This window comes from Pseudomonas mosselii (genome assembly GCF_003205295.1).
Taxonomy (GTDB): Bacteria; Pseudomonadota; Gammaproteobacteria; order Pseudomonadales; family Pseudomonadaceae; genus Aquipseudomonas; species Aquipseudomonas mosselii_B.
In genome coordinates, this window is record NZ_QJRP01000012.1 from 1 (window position 1) to 21,321 (window position 21,321).

The window sequence follows — 21,321 nt, forward strand, 5'->3', positions numbered from 1 at the left end:
TTTTCGTTCAACTTCAAACACTTGACTCGCTGCGATCTCTCGTAGCGGGAGGCGAATCATACAGCGTTACAACCTGCTGTCAACTGCCTTTTTCACCGCTGCCGATCAGATGATCGAAGCACCTCCGATACTACCTGAAACATTCAACCTATTGATTAACAAAAGGTTTTCCGTTTCGACTACGTCGGAAGTGGGCGCATTATAAGGGGATCTGAAAGCCCGTCAACCGTTTATTTCATATATTTGCAATGTCCGGCGCTGTCTGATGAGGAGCCTCCCCGATCGGCAAGGGCTTGTTCAGCAATACCCCCACCAGCACCGCAAAGATCAGCGCCGCGACACCAGCGCTGCACAGCACCGCCTCGAAGCCGCCGATGAACGCCTGGCGCGCCAGTGGTGCCGCCACCTCTCTCAGCCTTGGGTCGAGCAACGCCAACGCGGCATGCAGATCCCCCGCTGCCACCCGCGTAGCCATCTCCCCCGCCACACCCAACGCCTCGGGTGCCTGGATCGTCAGGGCGTCGCGCAGCAGTTGCCCACTGCGCGCCGCAAGGATGCCGCCGAGAATGCCTATGGCAAGGACGATGGCCCCGAAGCGCGTGGTGGTGCTCAGCCCCGAAGCCATACCGGTGCGCTCACGCGGCACGCAGGCCATGATGTTCTTCTGCGTATCGCCATTGAGCAGCCCGGCTCCGGCGCCCAGCACGACACTGGCCAGGGCGAACGCGGCATAGCCACTCTGGCCGGTGGCCCAGGCGCAGGCCAGGTTGCCCCCCCCTACCAGGACCAACCCCAATGCGAACACCTGGGCCGGCGACAGGCGCGCAGCCATGCGCATGCCCAGCCGAGGCGTGAGCAGCATGGCCACGGCGAACGGCAGCATGCCCGCGCCCGCGGCCAGGGCCGAGAGCTGCAAACCGCTCTGCAGGTACAGCGGCAGCAAGGTCATCATCACCTGCGCACAGGCGGCATAGGCGAACATCCCCAGCAAGGCACCGATGAAACGCCCGCTGCGCATCAGGCCGAGGTCGACCATCGGCCGCGCCTGGCTGCGCTCGACCATCACGAACAGACCAAGCAGGAACACGCCGATCAGCAGACGCCCCAACGTGGGGGCGCTATCCCAACCAACCCGATTGGCGTCGATCAAGGCCCAGGTCAGGTTGCCCAGGCCACCGGCGAAAGTCAGGCTGCCCAGTGGATCGAACCGCGCCGCCGAACCGTCGCGGGACTCCTCGATACTGCTTACGACCATGAACGCCAGCACGATCACCAGCGGCAGGTTGATATAGAAGATCCAGCGCCAGCCCAAGGTACTGGCGATCAGCCCACCGAGCAGCGGCGCGAAGGTGATGGTCGCGCCCATGCAGGCGCCCCAGAAGGCCCAGGCCCGCATGCGTTCCTGCGGCGCATGGAAACGGTGGCCGATGGCGGCCAGCGCGGCAGTCAGCAACAACGCGGCACCGATGCCCTTGGCTGCGCGAGCCAGATCAAGGAACAACAGGCTGGGCGCGGCGCCGCACGCCAGCGAGGCAGCGCCGAACAGCGCCAGGCCGAGCAGCAGCATGCGCCGCCTGCCGAAGCGGTCGGCCAGGCTGCCAGCGGGTAGCAGACAGGCAGCGAACGCCAGCAAATACGCACTGACCACCCATTCGATGTCGCTGAACGAGCCGGACAGATCACGGGCAATGCTGGGTAGGCTGACCGCGACGATGTTGGTGTCGAGGATGATCAAGGCGCACACCGCCGAGGCGGTGAACAGGGTGAAGCGTGGTGAGGCGGCGGCAGGCATGAAGGCTCCGTTATAAAGAGCAGGCGGGTCGTCGCCGCTTTACCGCCACGACGCCAGCCTTGTAGTGTTGCCTTCACCATAACGCCGCCGGGCACCTGGCTTGTTAGCCAGCACGTCCCGCGTCATTAGCGCCTGGCTAACGAGGCCCCATGGAGATACGTCACTTCCGCTACTTCCTTGCCGTCGCCCGCCACGGCCACTTCACCCGCGCCGCCGAGCAACTGGGCATCGCCCCGCCGACCCTGAGCCGGCAGATCCAGGACATGGAGCGTGAGCTGGGAGTGCGGCTGTTCGAACGCAGCCAGCGCGAGGTAAGCCTCACCGCCGCCGGCCATGCCTTGCTTACCGAGGCCGAACAGGCGGTGCAGCAGTTCGACGCAGCACAGTTGGGTGCGCAGCGTGCAGGTCGCGGCGACAGTGGGAGGATCGAACTCGGCTACGTTGCCTCTGCAGCTTACTCCGGTACCCTGCAGCAACAGGTCAGTCGGTTTGTCCAGGCCTATCCCGACGTACAGCTGAACATTCGCGAAGTGCCCATGCTCGAGCTCCCCTCTCTTGTCGACGAGGGGCAGCTCGACCTCGCCTACTTGCGTTCACCGATGGAGCTGCCGCAGCCCCTGAAAGCCGTCGCCTTGCATCAGGAAGGTTTCGTCCTGGCGATACCGGCCAGCTCGCGCCTCAACGAACTGAAGACCATCCCGGCCTCACGCCTGGCCGACGAAACCTTCATCTTGCCCGAGCAGATCTCCGGCACACTGGCAATTGCCACCCAGGGCAATTTCACCCCGCGCCTGGGGCCGCAACCGGGCAGCCTGGTGGCGGTGCTCACCCTGGTGTCACTGGGCCAGGGCGTGGCCGTGGTACCGGCGTCGGTGGTCCAGCGTATCAGTTTGCCCCAGGTCAACTACCGGCCCATCGCCGACGCCCAGGCAAGTTCATGGCTGAGCCTGGTGCACCGCCGCTTCGAAAAGTCGCCCGCAGTGCTGCGCTATATAGAAGGAGTGCGCCAAGGTGCCAAATGATCAACTACGTACCGGTTATCGGGTGCTGCTGGCGTTGCTCGCCTGCCTGGCCTGGCCCGCGTGGGCCGGCGACGCCATGCAGACGATGGCGCTGGGCAAGCCTGCGCCCTACCCTTTCTTCACCTATGCCAATGTCAGGCTCGACATCCTCCTGCCGGTCCAACACGCAGTGATCGTGCTCCATGGCGTGCACCGTGATGCCGACCACTACTATCGCAACGGCCTGATCCTGCTCGGCAATGCGGGACTCACCCAGGATGACACGCTGCTGCTGGCCCCCCGCTTCTTCAGCGAAGACGATCCCCAGACAACGCCCACTGCGCCCTTGTGGGTAAAAAGCCAATGGCTGCAGGGCCACGAGTCCGTGGCCGGACGCACCGGCATCTCAGCATTCGCGGTGCTCGACGACCTTCTCGCCTACCTTGGCGATCGTCATCGATTTCCACACCTTGAAGACATCACGTTGATCGGTCATTCCGCCGGCGGCCAACTGTTGCAGCGCTACACGCTGCTCGGCACGGGCGACCAGGCGCTGCGAGCCCTTGGTATCCATGTGCGCTACATTGTCGCCAGCCCCTCCACCTACCTGTACCTGGATGCCAACCGCCCCCTTGGCGAAGGCTTCGCCCCTTTAGCTGCCGCGCAGTGCCCCGACTACGACCGTTACCGCTATGGCCTGCCGGGCGCACCGGACTACTTCGCCACGCAGCATCTCGATGCCCGTCAGGTGCTCAGCCGCTACGCCGCACGCGACGTGACCTACCTGGTCGGCGAGCGCGACCGTCACCCGCACAGCCGGATCATGGACCGCAGCTGTGCAGCCCAGGCCCAGGGTCGTGACCGGGTCGAGCGGCAACTCAACTACCTGCGCTACGAGGCTTTACTTTCACAGCGCTGGTCGATAGCGCTCGCGCATCGCCAGTACGTACTGCCGGGCATTGGCCATGACCCCGCCCGCCTGCTGACCGATCCAGGCGTTGCCCAGCTGCTGTTTTCCGGCCACTGACATACCACCACGCCGCGCAGTACACTCGGCCCCTCCCCCTTTCGGAGACGCCCAAGGTGCATCACGCAGGAAGCGATGAACATCCACCGGCACGTGCCCGATCTGGCGCGGTCATCTGGCTTACCGGACTCTCAGGCGCGGGAAAGTCGACACTGGCCCAGGCCCTGGCCCGAGAGCTCCATGAGCTGGGACATGGCTGCTACGTGCTCGACGGTGATGTATTACGCACAGGGCTAAATGCCGACTTGGGTTTCTCACCCGAGGATCGCCATGAAAACATCCGCCGCACAGCCGAGGTGGCGGCGCTGCTCGCCGATGCCGGGCTGATCTGCATCGCCGCGTTGATCTCACCTTATCGCGCGGGGCGCGCCGCCGCACGCCAGGCCTGCAAGGCGGGCTTCCACGAGGTGCACGTCAACGCTGATCTGGCCACCTGCGAGGCCCGCGATCCCAAGGGCCTGTATCGCCGCGCCCGAGCGGGGGAGCTGGCGGCCTTTACCGGGATCGATGCGCCCTACGAAGTGCCGGAGCGACCGGAACTGGTGGTGGAGACGGCACACGTGCCGCTGCCGATAGCAACGGCGCAACTGCTGGCGTACGTACAGCAGCGGGTACTGTACCAACCGCAGTAGGCGCGGGCTGGCCCCGCGCCTGCTGGTTGCGCTCAGCTGCCCGGGGCGATATCGCCACGCTGCCAGCGCGCCTCATTGTTGCTCAAGGCCTGGGCAATATCGGCCAGCTCATTGGAAGGCAGGCTCTGCGGCAACGGGTCGAGACCGGCGCTGGCGAACAGTTGGCCATAACTGTTGCGCAGCTCGGCATAAGCCAAATCGCGACGCAGGTCGGCCTGCAGTGCATTCAGCTCGCCCTGGATCAATTCGAGTTCGCCGATCCCTTGGGCCTGGTGACGGTTACGCAGTTGCTCGACGATCTGCTGGTCGAGGGCCACCAGTTGCTGGCTGGTAGTGAACTGGCGACGGGCTTCGTTGTAGTTGGCGTTGGCCACGTACAGCTGAGCCAGGATAGCCATGGACATGGCCTGGCGCCGCGCCTCGACCACCTGCTCGCCGGCCTTGGCCACATCTATGGAGGCAGGCCCCGACAGCACGTTGAACAGGTTCCAGGTGACCTTCACGCCATAATCGGCCCAATGCTGGTTGATCAGGAAGCTGTTGCTGTCGTAGTGACCTCCGGCCGAAAACTCCAGCCCCGGCAACATGCGCAGCATCGACTTGCGCACTTCGGCGGCGCTGATGCGTGCCTGGTAGTCCTGCTCGCGCAGCTCGGGGCGGGTCGCCAGAGCCTGCTGCTCCAGCGTCTCCAACGCCACCTTCAACTCCGGCACGCTGTAGTCGTCGGTGGCGGCGAGGGTCAGCTCGGTGCCGGGCGGCAGGTTGATCAACGCGCCCAGCTCGGTCTTGGCCAGCGACAAGGCCCGACGCTGCTCTTCCAGCTGGCGGGTGGCCTCGATCAGCGCTCGCTGGTAGCCGAGCGCCTGGATCGGATCGCCGATGCGTTGCTCGCCCAGACGCTGACTGTTGTCCCTGGCCTGGTCGACGCGCACCATCAGCGCATCGATCTGCTTGAGCAGGCGTTCGGCAGCCACGGCCCGCCAATAGGCCGAGCGCACGTCCTGGATGATGGTCTGCACCACCTTGCGCCGACGCTCCTGCACGATCAGGCGCTGGTCGCCCTGCTGCTTGGCGCTGACGTAGCTGACGCCAAAGTCGAGCACGTTCCACACCATGGTCAGGTCGGCCACGTCGCGGTCACGGTCCTGGGAGGTCGACGGTTCCAGGGACTGGGTGTTGGTCAGCACGCTGCGGCTGCTCGACGCGCTGACGTTGCTGCGCCCGGCATAACCGGCCGACAGGGCCATGCGTGGCAGCATGTCGAAGCTGGCCAGGTCGACCTGGCGCTGGGCCAGGGCCTCCTCCATGACCTTCAGGCGGGCCTCCAGGTTGTACTTGACCGCCCTGGCCATGGCCTGGTGCAACGTCAACGGCCCGTGCAGCGCCTCCTGGCCCTTGAACATGCTGGCCAGGTCGGCCTTTGCACGCTGCTCGCTGACGCTGCGGTCGATGGGCTGGGTCTTGACCGCGCACCCCGTCACCGCCAGTGCCAGCACGCTTACCGCGAAAATCCTCGATGCTTTGCTCATCCCTGTCCGCCCCCTTGGTACGGCACTGCTGTTCTTCTAATGGATAGCTTGCGTCCGCTGGCTCATGCCTGCGGCGCGGGTACTTCTACCTGCCCCAACGCCTGCGCCAGTTGCCTGGCCTGACGTTGCTCCCCCTCCCGGAAGGCCTGCAGTTGCTGCTCCAGGGTCGGAGCCCCGGTCAAACCCTTGCCTGACCCCACCTCTGCGCCCTGGCGGAACGGCTTGCCGCCACTGAGCTCGAACTGGCCACCGTCATCCGGCAGCGTCTTGTCGAAGATGTTGGCCAGGCTGCTAGCCCCGAAGACACTGGCGTCCCCACCACCAAAGCCAAGGAATCCGGAGCCCGAGCCATTGCCGATAGCACTTTCACCCTGGTGGCCGACGAATACCTGGGCCAGGTAGCTCGGCGCCAGCGCTCCGTTCTGAATAAAGAGATTGCCCAAGGCCGGCAACCCGCCACCCGATGTCGGAACATCGAACAACGGCTGTGGCAAAAGCGGGGACTGGAAAGGCGCAGTCACCGGCACGGGCGAGACCGTCATGGGCGTGCCCGGGCTGACCTGCACCGGTTGCGCCGGCGGGTAGGCACGGAACTGCGGATCGCCGTCGTTCGACTGTAGAGCCACGCCTTGCCCGGTAAAGCCGCCGACCAGGGCATTGCCCGCGGCATCGGTAATGCCGGTACCACTGGCCTTGAGCGCCAGGGCCAGGCTGCCGGCACCGGCCACGCCGCCGACGTTGACCTGCCAGGTACGACCGTCGAGGCGTACCAGCGATTGCAGAGTGCCGCTGGCATTGCCATTGCTTACCAGTTCGAAGTCGCCCAGGTCGACACCGCTGACGTTCTCGCTGAAAGTCACGGTAAACGACTGGCTACCCGGTGTCGGCGAAGAATTGGCGACGATCGACGCCACCGTCGGCGAGGTGCCATCGACAACCACGCCATGGGTATCGCCGACATTGTTCAGTGCCGGCGTCAATGCGTTGCCGGCGCTGTCGTGCAGGCGTGCGCCGTTGGCCGACAAGCCAAGCACCTGTATGCCATCGGCGTCGTTGTCGCCCACCTGGACCTGGTACTGGAACACCAGCGTCGGTGTGCCCGAGCCAGCTACGAAATCGGCGTAGACCGTACGCCCGCCCACATCCAGGGCCAGACGGGGTACACCGTCGACCACCACTGCTTCGCTGGTGTTGACCACGAAGGTGAGCACATCACCGGTGTTGTAGGGAACACCGACCGGCACACTGACACTGTCCACCGTGGGGGCGTCACGGTCGATGCCGTACACGGCACCGGTGAGGCCGCCGACCAGCGCGTTGCCGGCCACGTCGGTGATGCCGGTCGCGCTGCCATTGAGGTTCAGGCCCAAGGTACCGGTACCGCTGACGCCGCTGACAGTGATCACATAGACACCACCCCCCAGCGCTTGCAGGCCACTGAGCGTGCCGGAGGCCGAGCCGCTGGCGACCAGGGTGAAATCGGCCAGGTCGACACCGTTGACCTGTTCGCTGAAGGTCACCGTGAAACGCACACTCTGTGCATTGCTCGGTGACGGATCGAGGGTGACGATACCGACCGCTGTCGGCGCCTGGGTGTCGACCAGTACCTGATGGGTGTCGACCACGCCATTGAGGGCCAGGTTCATGGCGTTGCCCGCGGCGTCGGTGAGGGTCGCGCCATTGGCGGTGAGCCCGGTGATGGTGACACCATCGCTGTCGTTGTCGCCGGGCTGGATGGTGTACTGGAACACCAGGGTCGTGGTACCGGCCCCGGCCACCAGGTCGGCGAACACCGTGTGGCCGCCGATATCCAGGGCCAGGCGCGGCGAGCCCGCCACCTGCACTGCTTCGCTGGCATTGACCACGAACACCAAGGTGTCGCCTGCGTTGTAGGAAACCCCGGCTGGGCCTCCGACGCTGGTCACGCTGGGGGCGCGGGTGTCGATGGCGTAGTTGTTGGAGTCGGTGCTGCCTATCCCGGCGTTGCCGGAACTCGCGCCGACCACGCCGGCATTGTCCAGGGTGATCAGGTTGCTGGTGTCTTCGACATTGCCGGCCGGGGTCAGGGTCGCGGTCCAGGTGATGCCGCCATCGCTGCTGCTCAACCCGCTCAGGGTACCGTTGGCCACGCTCAGGTCGGCCAGGGTGAATCCGCTGACCGCTTCACTGAAGGTGATGGTCACCAGTGATGTCTCGCCAACGCGCAGGGCCGTGTCGGCGACCACGACGGTGGCCGTGGGGACGACGGTGTCGACCGTGTAGTTGGCCGACGAGGTGGTGCCGACACCGGCATTGCCGGCCATGTCGCTGACACCGGTATTGTTCAGAGTGATCACATTGCTGAGGTCCCGTACCCCGCCGCTCGGAGTGAAGGTGGCAGTCCAGGTGATACCTCCGTCGCTGCTGCTCACGGTGCTCAGCGTGCCATTGGCAATAGTCAGGTCGGCGTTGGTGAAGCCAGACACCGCCTCGCTGAAGGTGAAGGTCACCGTGGTGGTCTCGCCAGCGGTCAGGTTGCTGTCGGCGATCACGATGGTGGCGGTCGGGCGCTGGCTATCGACGGCGTAGTTGTTCGAGTCGGTGGTACCGGTGCCGGCATTGCCCGCGATGTCCGTCACGCCGGTATTGTCCAGGGTGATCAGGTTGCTGGTGTCGGTGATACCGGCGGCCGGGGTCAGGGTCGCCGTCCAGGTCAGACCACCGTCGCTGCTGCTCACTGCGCTCAAGGTGCCGTTGGCGATGGTCAGGTCGGCATTGGTGAAGCCACTCACCGCCTCGCTGAAGGTGATGGTCACCAGCGACGTCTGGCCGACGGCCAGGTTGCTGTCGGCCACCACGATGGTCGCGGTCGGGCGCTGGGTGTCGATGGCGTAATTGTTCGAGCTGGTGGTGCCGGAACCGGCATTGCCACTGCTCGCGCCGACCACGCCGCTGTTGTCGAGGGTGATCAGGTTGGTGCTGTCGGTGATGTTGCCGGTCGGGGTGAAAGTGGCGGTCCAGGTGATACCGCCGTCGCTGCTGGACACCGCGCTCAGGGTGCCGTTGGCGACGGTCAGGTCGGCATTGGTGAAGCCACTTACCGCCTCGCTGAAGGTGAAGGTCACCAGGCTGGTGTCCCCCACGCGCAGGGCCGGGTTGCTCACCACCACAGTAGCCGTTGGCTGCAGGGTGCTGACCGTGTAGTTGGTGGAGTTGGTGGTGCCGGAGCCGGCGTTACCGGCCAGGTCGCTCACCCCGGTGTTGCTCAGGGTAATGACGTTGGTGGCGTCCTGCACGTTGATCGTCGGGGTGAAGGTGGCCGTCCAGGTGATGCCGCCGTCGCTGCTGGACAGCCCGCTCAGGGCACCGTTCGGCGCAGTCAGGTCGGCCAGGGTGAAGCCGGTGACCGCTTCGCTGAAGGTGATGGTTACCGTAGTGGTCTCGCCCACGGTCAGGCTGGGGTCGGCCAGCACGATGGTCGCGGTCGGGCGCACGGTGTCGATGGCGTAGTTGTTCGAATCGGTGGTACCGCTGCCAGCGTTGCCCGCAAGGTCCGTCACGCCGGTATTGTCCAAGGTGATCAGGTTGCTGGTGTCGGTGATGCTACTCGATGGGGTGAAGGTGGCGGTCCAGGTGATGCCGCCGTCACTGCTGGCCACCGCGCTCAAGGTGCCGTTGGCCACCGTCAGGTCGGCATTGCTGAAGCCGGTCACCGCCTCGCTGAAGGTGATGGTCACCAACGACGTCTGGCCGATGGCCAGGCTGCTGTTGGCCACCACGATGGTCGCGGTCGGGCGCACGGTGTCGATGGCGTAGTTGTTCGAGTCGGTGGTGCCGGCACCGGCGTTGCCGGCAGCATCGGTCACTGCGGTGTTGTCCAGGGTGATGAGGTTGGTCGCGTCGGTGATGGCGCTGGTCGGGGTAAAGGTCGCCGTCCAGGTGATACCGCCGTCACTGCTGGACACCGCGCTCAAGGTGCCGTTGGCCACGGTCAGGTCAGCATTGGTGAAGCCCGTCACCGCCTCGCTGAAGGTGATGGTGACTTGCGACGTCTCACCGATGCTCAGGTTGCTGTCAGCCACCACGATGGTCGCGGTCGGGCGCACGGTGTCGATGGCGTAGTTGTTCGAGTTGGTGGTACCACTGCCTGCGTTGCCCGCCAGGTCGGTCACCCCGGTGTTGTCCAGGGTAATGAGATTGGTCGCGTCGGTGATGGCGTTGGTCGGGGTGAAGATCGCCGTCCAGGTGATACCGCCGTCGCTGCTGGACACCGCGCTCAAGGTGCCGTTGGCCACGGTCAGGTCGGCATTGGTAAAGCCGCTTACCGCCTCGCTGAAGGTGATGGTCACCTGCGAGGTTTCGCCGATAGCCAGGTTGGTGTCGGTGACCACGATGGTCGCGGTCGGGCGCACGGTATCAATGCTGTAGTTGGCCGAGCTGGTAGTGCCGGCGCCAGCGTTGCCGGCCAGGTCGGTGACACCGGCGTTGTTCAGGGTGATGACGTTGCTGGCGTTGGTGATGCTGTTGGTCGGGGTGAAGGTCGCGGTCCAGGTCTTGCCGCCGTCGCTGCTGGACACCGCGCTCAGGGTGCCGTTGGCCACGGTCAGGTCGGCATTGGTGAAACCGCTCACCACCTCGCTGAAGGTAATCGTCACCGTCGCGGTCTCGCCCACTTTCAGGGCCGTGTCGCTGAGGGTGATGGTCGCGGTGGGCGGGACGGTCTCGTGGATGGCCACGGAAACCGACGCCGCGCTGGAGGTGCCGCCGTCGCCATCGTTGACGGTGACCGACAGGGTGCGGGTGGCCTGGCCGATGCTGTTGGCGGCGTTGCTGTTGTCGTAGGTGAGGTTGCGCACCACCGCCTGGACCGCCGCGGCCGTGGCGTTGCCGTTGAGCGTCAGTACCAGGTTGGCACCGCCCGCGCCTCCGGCATAAGTGCCGATGGTTACGCCGCCGTAGCTGACTGTGTTGCCGCTGACGCCAATCTGTCCGGCGCCGTTGCCCTGATTGCGGATACCCAGTACATCCTCGCCGGCCACGCCATTGCCGCTGACCGCCACGGTGAGGTTGCCGCCGGCGAAGTCGGCCGAATCGCTGTCGGTGACCGTGGCATTGCCGCCGCTGTCGAGCAGCACGGGGCCTGCGCCCTGAGAGTAGGTCTGGCTGTCGCCGTTGAGGTTGGCGATCACTGGCACGGCGTTGGCCGGCTGGACCACAACCGAGGCCGTGCGGGTGGTACTGCCCATGTCATCGTTGACGCTGACCGTCACGCTGCGGGTGCCGCTGGTCCAGGCCACGGTGCTGTTGCCGTAGGTCACCGCTGCGAGGATCGAACGGTAATGGGCCAGGGTGGCCACGCCGCTGAGCGACAGCACTGTGGTGCCGGAGCCAGTGATGGTGATGCCGTAGCTGGCCGCCGTGGCGATCTGCCCGGCGCTGAGCGACAGGGTTTCGTTACCGCCGTCAAGCACGCCACCGAGGGTCAGGGTCGCGCCACTGACCTGGGTGTCGCCGTCGGTCTGGGTGAGGCTGAGGTTCGGCACGATGGCCACCGGGCTGCCGGTGAAGTTGACCGTGCTGTCGTTGCCGCCGGTGCCGGTGTCCAGGTCGACTACCGGTGGCGCCGAGTACAGCACCTCGTAGGCGCCGATATCGATGCCGCCACCACGGGGTCGGTCGAAGCCGCGCAGGTCGGTAAGCGGTGCACCGGCGAGGGTGCCTTGATCGATGGCGTTGCTGGCACTGCTGGCCAAGCGGTAGTCACCCGTGGCGGTGTTGACGAAGTTGACTGCGGTACCGATCAGGTTGGTGGTGCTGGTGTAGCCGCCGCCGACACCACCATTGGTGGCCGCATCGAGCTGGGTGCCGTTCACCGTGTTGCCGGTGAAGATGCTGTTCTGCACCGTCACCGTGCCGGCCTGGCCGCTGGCCCAGCCGAGGCCGCCCGAGGTGATGCTGCCGGTGCTGGTGTTGAGGAACACGTTGTTGGCCACGGTGCTGTTGGTGATGCGCACCGTGCCGCCGCTGTTGCCCAGCACGATGATCGAACCGGCCGCCACGTTGCCGGTAGCGCCGTAGGTGCCGGTGTTGTTGTAGATCGCCACGTTTTCCAGCACGTGGTTGTTGCTGCCGCCCAGACGCACCAGGGTCGACATGGAGGTGCCGCCGACGATGCTGGCGCTGTTGTCGTGGATCGTGGTGTTGCGCACCACCACGGTGGATCCCGCCGTGGTCGCCGAGTTGATCACCGTGCCGGCGTTGCTCTCGAAGTTGGAATCCTCGACGGTGATCGAGCCGCCATTGGCGCGGATCGCGCCGCCGGCGATGTTGCTGGAGAAATGACGGAAATCCAGGTTGCGCACAGTCAGCACGCCACCGCCGTTGCTTTGCAGGCCCGAGGCTTCGAGGGTATCGCGGCTGCCGTTGTTGTTGACATCGCCGCTGAGGATGATGTCGCCCTTGCCGTCACCGTCGACATCGCCGTTGATGGTGATGTTGCTGGTCACCGCCAGCGCCGTGGCCGAGGACCAGCGGATGGTCTGCCCTTTCAGGTTCTGGTGGAACACGATGATGTCGTTGCCGCTGCCGGCGGCCGAGCCATCCACCGATGTGTCGTTGTTCGCGGCCTGGATGGCCTCGGCCAGGGATACCTGGCCATCGCCCGTGATGGCCGATGCATCGGCACTGGTGACGGTGATAGTTGCCAGCGAGGTACTGAACGCCGACAGGTTGCCACGCTGCACGCCCACACCGCTGGCCACCACGCCGGACACGGTCTCCAGTGCCCAGTCCTCGCCAGCGCGGTTGCCAGTGGAGTCGGACGAAGCGCCGACGTCGGCACCGCTCAGCCGTGCCACTTCGTTGACGAACAGTTGGCCGTCGCTACCTGCGCCGGTATTGCAGGCGAAAAAGCGAATGTCGCCGCCCGGCGCCAGGCTGCTGCCGATACGCGCAAGGTCCGCGCCATGGTTGGCCAGCTGGTTGGCCCAGATGGCGTTGCCGGCCAGGTAGACATAACCCTTGTCGCCGTGGCTGATGATATCGATCGAGGTCACGTCGTTGCGGCCATCGAGGTAATCGGCGATCTGCTTGAAACCATCCTTGCCGTTCTCCAGCACCACCACCTCGACCCCGGCGGGCAAGCCGGCGATGAGCTTCTGGTAGTCGCTGACGGCGGAGTCGACGAACACCACTTCATGGTTGCCCGACGTCGCCGTGACCGGCGCGGTGGCCGGCGCCGCCTCGTGGACCGGCTCGTGGGTGGCGCTGTCGCGGGTGCTGGCCGCGTCGCTGGCGGCGCTGGTGTCCTTGGCCGTGGTGGCAGCCGCGGCCGCCTCGACCGCCTGGGCACCCTGGTCGGCGACCACACCCACCGAGGCGTCGAACATCATTCGCGGTTCCAGGGCCTGGATCAGGCTGGGCCGGCTCGCGGAAACGTTGGGTGTGTGGGTGTCCTTGCCGCGTTTCCAGAATGCCATGATGCCCTCGCTCAGCCCTGGGGGCTGGTTGTATCGCCGTCCTTGCGATGAGGACGGCCTGTCCTTGTTTGGAAATCCTGAACGGACGACGGGGCGCCGATGTGCGCCCCGCTGCCCTGCCTGCTGGTTGCCCGGCCTCAGTTACGGGACGGGAAGACCCCTTCGAGCGCGATGATGAAGTTGATGCCCAGGTAAGGGCTCTGGTTCGTGAACGGCAGGTTGCTCCCCTGCACCGCCACCGCGCTGGCCGGGACCGTGATGTTGAACGGCTTGAGCGTGGTGTTGGTGGCTGTTGCCGTGTAGATCTTGATCTCAGGCCCCGAGCCTGTTGTGTCGACCGACTTGGCCAGCACCGCACCGGTCGAAGGCGTATCCAGTTCGGCGGTACCCGTGGTGGCCGGGATGGCGACCGACACTGTTGCAGCGGGGATGGTCAAGGTCTGCGGCACCATGTTCGCAATCGTCAGGGTGTTCGATGTCGTCCCTCCCGTCTCGCCCAACAGGATATTGGCCGTCCCCGTCCCTTGCCCCGCATGGACGGGGGCACGGCCACGCAAGTCAGGCAAGCCGAAGGTGCTCTGGCCATTACCTCCGTAGGTGGTGCCCAGGATCGCGAACAACGCCGTGTTCTGCTGGATGGGCAGAATCTGCCCATTGCACAGGGCCCAGCCCCGAGGTGCGAAGTTGCCTGCGAACAATGTGATTTGACCCAGGAACGGCTCACTCATTTGCTGCTCTCCTATGACAACGCTACAAAGGCGGGCCCCATGGCCCGCTGAAACAGATTCGCGTGACGGGCCCCTTCAGAGCGGCCGGTCGACATGGAAAATCGCTTCCAGCACCGGCCGCCCATCGCTATCGGGGCCCACCGGGGTCATCATCAACAGCCAGCCTTCTTCGCCCGGTGGCGACAGGCGGAACACCGCCTGCGGCAATACCGTACCGGCCGGCAGGGCGAACTCCGCCGCATAGCGCTGGTGGCGCGGCGACATGGCCTGGCCCTCGGTCACGGCCAGCAATTGCGCCTCGAGCGCCTGGTCGTCACTGATCCACAGCTGGAAGTGGTTGCCGGTGGCCTGTTGCAGGTCGACGAACGTGGGCATGGCATACATGGGGCTGATCCTTCAGGCGCGACTGGCGGTAGTGAGCGCCGGTCGGCGCATCTTCAGAGAAAGGCCGGTGTCGCCGACCACCTCGAACCCGAGGCGCTGGTAGAGCCGCAACGCAGGGTTGTGGGGGGTGACATGCAGGCCGGCACTGAACCCATCGGCATCGGCCTGCGCCAGCCACTGGCCGAGCAACCGGCTGCCGATGCCACGGCCGCACCAGGCGGGCAGCAGGGCCATGTCGATGAACTGCACGTGGTTGTCGGTCCATTGCAGGTAGGCACGACCGATGCGCTCGCCCGCGGCTTCGATGACGAAGAAGCCGGCGTCGGCGAAGTGGGTCTGGTAGTGGTCATGCTGAGCCTGGAACTGCTGGTCCAGGAAGGCATCGATGGCGGTCTGCGGCCACGGCAGAAGGGCCATTTCGGCGGCACGCGTGGTGCCATAAAGGTCGCGCAGGAACGCCAGGTCGGCGTCCACCATGGGACGGAGGCTCACCTCGGGGATGGACATCGGGTCTGGCTTCCCTGCGTAAGGTTACCCCATGGTGAGGGGCGCACATCCAAGTGAATTGTCCTACACGATTGCCAGCAGCGTAGCCGAAGAACAAGGCAGATAGCCACTACTCGAGCATGGTCTTTGCAACTATTTTCTCAAACAGCCGTTCGAGGTGTCTTGACGCCATTTTCTAGGCATTTCGCAACCGTATGGATTCCAACGCGTTGTAAGGTTCCTGTGCCCAACGGGCGACTGCGGCGCGTACTTCTTCGCTGGCCTCGTCACGCTTGCGCTGGCCGTCGGCGCTGAAGTTCATGGCCGGTTGCTTGGCGTCGAAGGCCGCGACCGCCTGCAGATCCGGTACATCGTCTGGCTGGATGCCGAACAGGGGGCCGAGGCGCCCCCAGACGGCGCTGGGCAATTCGCTGTAGTTCACTGCAATTGCCCCCTGGCGTTCACACAACGCTAGGCCAGCCACGAGGATTTCGCCAATCATTCGGCAGGTGTACTCCACCGCACCCATGGCCTGGGTATCCGGCAGCGCACTGTCTAGCCCCGAGGCGCCGAGCAGGCCGGGCACCCGGTGCATGCCCGCCTGGCGCAGTTGCGAGACGACGATCTCCAACGGATCGCGGTAGAGGAAGACCCGTGGAACGTCGGGATACAGCGCCGTCAGCAGCGGTGCGTCAAAGACGTTCCAGGCATCGAGCTTGATCAGCAATTGCCGCTCGTCGCCCCTGCGGCGCTGGCCGTACGCCGAACACAGCGCGCGCAATGCCTCGACCTGCCACGTGGCGGCGGCCGGGTCCTGGCGCGCGGCACGCAGCAGGTTGTCCAAGGGTGGCGGTTCGGACAACACGATGTTCCGCGCCTGGCTGGCCAGCAACTGGGCGACCAGCGTCGAGCCACAGCGCGAAGCGTGAAACACCAGGGCCGCAGGCGCCAGCCCCGGGCTGCAGGCGTGCCAGTCGAGCAAAGCCTGGACATCGGTGTCACGGCGCATGGCCTGGTTGAACGGCAGGCGCAGGGCCAGATCGACATCGTCACGGAAGAACGGTCGGGTCAGGCGCCGTTCGCCGAACCAGCACCAGTCCACCCGCCACCCGGGCTCACCCTGCCAGAGGCGAATGGGCAGCCAGCCGTGAAAGTCCGTCGGGGTGCTCACACTCGCCATTGATCGCTCCATGCCTGCTTGCCCCGGCGCATCGCGCCCAGGACCTCTGCGTCGGAAAATGCCAGCCCTTGTTCGGCGCCCAATCGCACCGTTTCGGCGACGAACTCCCGAGCGTCTTCCAGTGCCTGTAGACGCGCGGCCAATGCCGGCGCCTCGGCCACTTGCTGACGGAACCGTTCGAATGCCTGCCCCGCCCGGCCCGGATGCAACGTTGGCGTGCGCGCCAGACCGGCCTCGATCACTGCCAGCAACCAAGGGTCGGCCGCGCAGTCGAGCACCAGGTGGATGCGTTCGCCGGGCCCGGGGTTGTTGACTCGGTGAGGTCGCGACAGGTCGATGAACCAGCATTCGCCCGGGCGCATCGGCACTTGCAGGCCGTCCACCAGAAATTCAACGCCGGGCGGGCTGAGCAACGGAATGTGCAGGCGCAAGCAGCCACCGGGGCGGCCCAGGTCGGGATCGCGGTGCTCATGGATCCTGGCCCCCTCCCCCAGGCGCAGCAGGCGGGCGGCGCGCAGCGAGGGCTGGAACGGCGCCAGCACCGCTTGCCAGGCTGCTTCGCCCTGCCACCAGCTCAGGTCTTTTGGAGCACCCAGGCCTGGGGCCAGTGGCAGGGGAGCGTCCTCGGCGGTGACCAAGGCCACACCGCTCCAGTCCCCCTCGTGATAACCGCTGTTGAAATGCGCCTGCCAGGCCTCGGCCCGTATCCGAGCCAGAGCCTGCAGCAATGCTGGCAAGTCCGCGGCCAGAGCCAGTCGGGAACAACGCGGCAATGTGACCTCGGCCATTAAGGCTCCTCGCAGTGAATGTTTCCTAGAAACCGCTCTCGCGCACGCCCAATGCCGCCAGCCGACGCCACGCGGTGCCCAGCAGCGACTCCCGGGCCCCGTCGAGCACCACCACCCCGCGCAACGGCTGGCTCACATCGGACACCTCGGCCAGCGGGCTCAGGCGCACGCCGTAGTGGGCCTGGACCGGCTCCGCGCGCTGCTGGGCATCGCGACGCACGGCCACCGGACCATGGCGATCGGACGCCAGCGCCTCGAGTTCCAGCACCGCCACCCCGGTGGCATCGACCTGCTCGACCCGCACCGGCAACGCCGGCCGCGCAGGGTCATCGGCGATGAAGCGACCTTCGCTGCCGGACTGCACCCGCCACAGGTCGGCCTCGGCCAGGTAGCCGCGCAGGCGCAGTCCGGGTTCGACGACACGCCCCAGGGTCTGGGCCGGGCTGACCCATTGCCCAGGGGCCAGGTCGGTCGGCAGATCACGCAGTACCCCCGCACGCGGCGCACGCAGCTGCAGGCGCCCACGCTGGGCCGCCAGCCCCCGGTACTCGGCCACGGCCTCGGCCAGCTGCTGCTCGAGCACGCCGGCATCGCCCGCCGTCTCGCTACGGCCGGCCTGACGCCGCAAGAGCAGCTGCAGGATATCGATCTCACGGCGCACGATGGACTGGCGCGATGCCAGGTCGGGCGACTCCAGTTCCAGCAGCAGCTCACCTTGGGCGACTATCTGCCCTTCTTGCACCGGCAGGCGTTTCACCCGTGCCGCCACGGGCGCGTGCAAGGCACTGACCCGGGACGCCTCGAGCATCGCCGGCACATCCACCGCACCGCGCCAGGGCACCACCAGCACGGCCAGCAGCAGCGCCAGCCCACCCGCGACCCGCAACGCCTTGCCCGGCGCCGCCTGGCCACGCCGTCGCCACCATTGCTGCAATTCTTTCCACACCGGCAGGCCAATGAACCACACCAGCTCCACCAGCATCAGGAAGATGCCCAACACCTTGAAGAACAGGTGATACACCGCCAGGGCGATACCGAAGAACAACACCGCACGCCATAACCACGCGCCATACCCCCAGACCAGCAACCGCCGACGCATCACCGGCGGCCAGGGCTCGGGAGCCGGCTCGCCATAGCCGAACAGCGCCTCGCGCAGTCGCCAGCGACACAGGGCGAAAGCGCGGTTCTGCAGGTTCTCGACACCCCACAGGTCGCTGACCAGGAAATAGCCGTCAAAACGCATGAACGGATTGAGGTTGACCAGCAAGGTGGTGATCCAGGTGGCGCTGGCCAGCATGAACGCCGCCGTGCGCGCCGGGCCGTCGGGCAGCAGCGACCAGGCCAGCAGTGCCAACACCGCCAGCAGCAACTCGGCGAATACCCCACCGGCATCGATCAGCAGCCGCGAGCGACGGTCGCTGACCCGCCAGGCATCGCTGACGTCGGTATAGAACATCGGCAACAGCACCATGAACGCCAGCCCCATGCTCTGCACCCGGCAACCGGCGCGCTTGGCCATGAAGGCATGACCGAACTCGTGGCAAAGCTTGGCGAACCCCAGCGCCACGCCGAAGGCGAGGATGCCGCCCAAGCTGAACAGGTGCGGGAAGGTGGCAATGAAGCGTGACCAGTCGCGCACCACCAGGAACACCCCCAGCGCCAGTACCAGCGGCAGGGCCACGCGCAACATCCAGCCGCCATGCCGTTCGAGTACCGGCCAGGCACGATTGAGGAAGGCGTCCGGGCGCCACAAAGGAATCCGGAAGAACAGGTACTGGTGCAGCACGCGCGTCCACAGGCTCTGCCGGGTGGCGGCGGCCTTGGTCGCATAGTTGTCGCGCTGGCGGGCGTCCTCGGCGCTGATCAGGTCGTGCTGGCCGAGGAACAGCAACAGTTCTTCCAGCGCCTGCTGGTCGATGGCCAGGCCGGGCTCGGCATTGGCGGCCGCCAGCACATGCTGCGGGTCGCCCAGGCGCCAATGCTGTAGCAAGCGCACGGCAATGGCGCCGAGCTTGAAGTAACGACCGCGCAATGGGTCGGCGAGGGTCCACTGGGGCGCGCCATCGTGCCCGGGCGCCGCCGCGGACAGTTGCAGGTCGGCCCGCAGCGGCGGCAGGTTCATAGCCCAAGCCCCTGACGCAACGCCGCCAGTGGTCGACGCAGCAGGTAGTAGACCAGCGGCGCGCGCTCGCCATACAGCTTGGCGGTCCCGCGCAGGCCGATCCGCGGGGGCACCTCCTCGAAACCGGCGTCAAGCCGGTAGGCGAGCTGCCCGACGGCAGTGGCCTGGGCCTCGTAGGCGGCCCGTTCCAGGCGAGCGCCATGGCGATGCAGCGGATCGCTGTCGAGAAACAGCGCCACCTCGGCGCCAGGCTGCAAGGTGATGGCATCGCCCACCGGCAGTTCCAGGCGCAGCTCGGCCTGCTGTGGATCGGCCAGCTGCATCAGGCGCTCGCCGGTCTGCACCGGTTTGCCGGTCCAGCGCTCGGCATCGGCGAACACCGCTATCCCCGCACGCTCGGCGCGGATCTCGCTACGGCCGAGGAGCTGGCGGGCGTAATCCAGCTCGGCGCGCTTCTGCTCCACACGGGCGGCCAGCAGATCGAGGCGTGCATTGGACTCGGCGTCGCTGAAGGCGCGCTGGGTGCTGGCCTTGAGCTCGGCCTCGGCCACGCCGAGGGCACGCTCAGCGACATCGGCCTGGGCCTTGAGCGTGGTGGCGTCGAAGCGCACCAGCACGTCGCCGACGGCGACCGTCTGGTTGGGCTTGACCAGAAACTCGGCGATCACCCCGTCCAGGGGCGCGGCGACCACCCTTCCCGCCCGTGGCACGACCTCCGCCGGTGCCAGCACCGACTGGCGCACCGGCACCAGCAATACCAGCAACAGTACTCCGGCCACCGCCAGCAGACGCCGCCGTGGCCACCGTAGGCGCCAGGGGCGGGCAGGTTGCAAAGCCAGCCAGGCATGGGCGTAGGTTTCCCCCAACTGATCGAGCAAAGTCTGCTCGGCGGGGGCGAACGCTTGATCGCGGGCCAGCCAAAGCCCACCGAACACATCCCCCTTTCGATCGAGCAGCGGCAACCAATAGGCATGGGCGGCCGACAACGATTGCCAGTCGGCCAGGGCCTGGGCATCCAGCCTGGCCGGGTCCACCGCGGCGGCCTGCCCGGCCAATCCGGCCACCTGCAAGATGCGGGCGGCGTGCTCGACGAACGCCACGAACGGCGCATGGGGCTCTACCACGCTGATGCCGGTCAGCGCACGGACCTTGCCGGCGATCAGCAGCGCGGCATGGCGAAAGCCAAACAGCGCCTGGCCATCGTTGACCATGCCGTAGGCCAGCTGCTCGGTGCTGGCGGCTTGACGCGCCTGGCGCTGCAAGCCGAGAAAGTGGGCGAAGGCATGCTCGGCCACGCCTGCTGCAGCGGCGGTCATGGCTGTTGCGCGAAGTGGGCGGTACCGCTCATGCCGGCCAGTAGCCCCTGGTTGTCGCGGGGCAACTCACCGATCAGCAGCAGGGTCTGGCTGCCTTCGTCGATCCGCGCGCCGACACGCTTGACCTGCGCCTGCAGCGGCCTGCCGGTTTCATCCGGAACGAACTCGAACGGCTGGCCAGGCTTGAGCCGCCCCAGCCAACGCGAGGGCACCAGCAGGTGGATTTCCAGGGAGCGGTTGTCCACCACCTCGATCAACGGCGCACCGCTGGGCACGCTTTCATGGGGCTGGGCCCGGCGCTGTACCACCCGCCCGTCGAACGGCGCGGTGACCACGCAGCGCCTGATCTGCACCTGATACACCTGGGCTTCGGCCTGGGCCTGGGCTTGCTTGGCCTCGGCCAGCGACACCTCGAACTGGCCGACCGACTTCAACGCGGCCAACTGGCGGTTGTGCCTGAGTTCTTCACTGGCGGCGCGCACGGCGGCCTGGGCAGCATTGAGCTGGGCCTGGTAGGCGCTGCAATCGAAGCGCGCCAGGGTGCTGCCCTGCTTGAAGTCCTGGCCATCGGCATAGGGCATTTCGACGATGCGCCCGGCCAGCTCGCTGGACAGCACGGCCTGGTCACGGGCACGCAGCACACCGCGGGGGTCCTGCCCGGCGCTGGTGGCTGCGGGGAGATCGAGCAAGGGGTCGGCAGGTGCCTCGCCGGCCTGTGCCAGCGGCAGATGCAACAGACCCAGGGTCAAAGCCAGACGGAAACCGCGAAGCATGTTGCGCACTCCCTTGCGAGCTATTGGCGGGAGTGTAAGACAAAAAATGATGGCACGGATATATCACAGGGATGAAGAACCAGGGCGGTCGGCTCAGATCATTCGA

General features: G+C 66.2%; 14 protein-coding genes. 3 read left to right on the forward strand and 11 right to left on the reverse strand.

The genetic code is table 11. The features are described from left to right. Positions 1 to 235: 235 nt before the first annotated feature. Positions 236 to 1,792 (reverse strand): MFS transporter, encoded by a 1,557-nt coding sequence (locus DMX06_RS13415; protein ID WP_110737808.1) that lies wholly within the window; start codon positions 1,790 to 1,792, stop codon positions 236 to 238. A 149-nt stretch (positions 1,793 to 1,941) separates the two neighbouring features. On the opposite strand from DMX06_RS13415, the gene DMX06_RS13420 reads away from it, so the two are divergent. Genes DMX06_RS13420 through cysC form a run of 3 tightly spaced genes read left to right on the forward strand, consistent with a single transcriptional unit; the run spans position 1,942 to position 4,452 of the window. Next, complete coding sequence (locus DMX06_RS13420) at positions 1,942 to 2,814, forward strand: LysR family transcriptional regulator (RefSeq protein WP_110737810.1); 873 nt, start codon at positions 1,942 to 1,944, stop codon at positions 2,812 to 2,814. Then, complete coding sequence (locus DMX06_RS13425; protein WP_181427824.1) at positions 2,804 to 3,820, forward strand: hypothetical protein; 1,017 nt, start codon at positions 2,804 to 2,806, stop codon at positions 3,818 to 3,820. The genes DMX06_RS13420 and DMX06_RS13425 overlap by 11 nt, the downstream gene beginning before the upstream one ends. Before the next feature lie 56 nt (positions 3,821 to 3,876). Then, the gene (gene cysC, locus DMX06_RS13430) at positions 3,877 to 4,452 is read left to right on the forward strand and encodes an adenylyl-sulfate kinase (RefSeq protein WP_110737812.1); all 576 of its coding nucleotides are present in this window, start codon (positions 3,877 to 3,879) and stop codon (positions 4,450 to 4,452) included. Positions 4,453 to 4,484: 32 nt separating this feature from the next. On the opposite strand, the gene DMX06_RS13435 is transcribed toward cysC, so the two are convergent. From DMX06_RS13435 to DMX06_RS13480, 10 genes are all read right to left on the reverse strand, one after another. Then, positions 4,485 to 5,981 (reverse strand): TolC family protein, encoded by a 1,497-nt coding sequence (locus DMX06_RS13435; protein WP_110737814.1) that lies wholly within the window; start codon positions 5,979 to 5,981, stop codon positions 4,485 to 4,487. 62 nt (positions 5,982 to 6,043) lie between these two features. After that, positions 6,044 to 13,438: an Ig-like domain-containing protein gene (locus DMX06_RS13440; RefSeq protein WP_258378854.1), complete on the reverse strand. Its 7,395-nt coding sequence runs from the start codon at positions 13,436 to 13,438 to the stop codon at positions 6,044 to 6,046. 137 nt (positions 13,439 to 13,575) lie between these two features. Beyond that, on the reverse strand, positions 13,576 to 14,166 hold the full coding sequence (locus tag DMX06_RS13445; protein WP_110737818.1) for a phage tail protein: 591 nt from the start codon (positions 14,164 to 14,166) through the stop codon (positions 13,576 to 13,578). A 75-nt stretch (positions 14,167 to 14,241) separates the two neighbouring features. Continuing rightward, on the reverse strand, positions 14,242 to 14,550 hold the full coding sequence (locus DMX06_RS13450; RefSeq protein ID WP_110737820.1) for a DUF6916 family protein: 309 nt from the start codon (positions 14,548 to 14,550) through the stop codon (positions 14,242 to 14,244). Between the two features lie 12 nt (positions 14,551 to 14,562). Then, positions 14,563 to 15,057 carry a GNAT family N-acetyltransferase gene (locus DMX06_RS13455; RefSeq protein ID WP_110737823.1) on the reverse strand — a complete coding sequence of 165 codons (495 nt, stop codon included), beginning with the start codon at positions 15,055 to 15,057 and terminating at the stop codon, positions 14,563 to 14,565. A 175-nt stretch (positions 15,058 to 15,232) separates the two neighbouring features. Continuing rightward, complete coding sequence (locus DMX06_RS13460; protein WP_110737826.1) at positions 15,233 to 16,216, reverse strand: sulfotransferase family protein; 984 nt, start codon at positions 16,214 to 16,216, stop codon at positions 15,233 to 15,235. Then, a complete protein-coding gene (locus DMX06_RS13465) occupies positions 16,204 to 17,004 on the reverse strand; it encodes an aspartyl/asparaginyl beta-hydroxylase domain-containing protein (RefSeq protein ID WP_110737828.1) in 801 nt (266 codons plus the stop codon). The genes DMX06_RS13460 and DMX06_RS13465 overlap by 13 nt, the downstream gene beginning before the upstream one ends. 25 nt (positions 17,005 to 17,029) lie before the next feature. Continuing rightward, a complete protein-coding gene (locus tag DMX06_RS13470) occupies positions 17,030 to 19,126 on the reverse strand; it encodes an HlyD family efflux transporter periplasmic adaptor subunit (RefSeq protein ID WP_110737830.1) in 2,097 nt (698 codons plus the stop codon). Beyond that, positions 19,123 to 20,442: an efflux RND transporter periplasmic adaptor subunit gene (locus tag DMX06_RS13475; protein ID WP_110737832.1), complete on the reverse strand. Its 1,320-nt coding sequence runs from the start codon at positions 20,440 to 20,442 to the stop codon at positions 19,123 to 19,125. Before DMX06_RS13475 ends, DMX06_RS13470 begins: the two co-directional genes overlap by 4 nt. Further along, positions 20,439 to 21,215, reverse strand: a complete 777-nt coding sequence (locus DMX06_RS13480) for an efflux RND transporter periplasmic adaptor subunit (protein WP_110737834.1) — start codon at positions 21,213 to 21,215, stop codon at positions 20,439 to 20,441. The genes DMX06_RS13475 and DMX06_RS13480 overlap by 4 nt, the downstream gene beginning before the upstream one ends. Positions 21,216 to 21,321 lie beyond the last annotated feature (106 nt).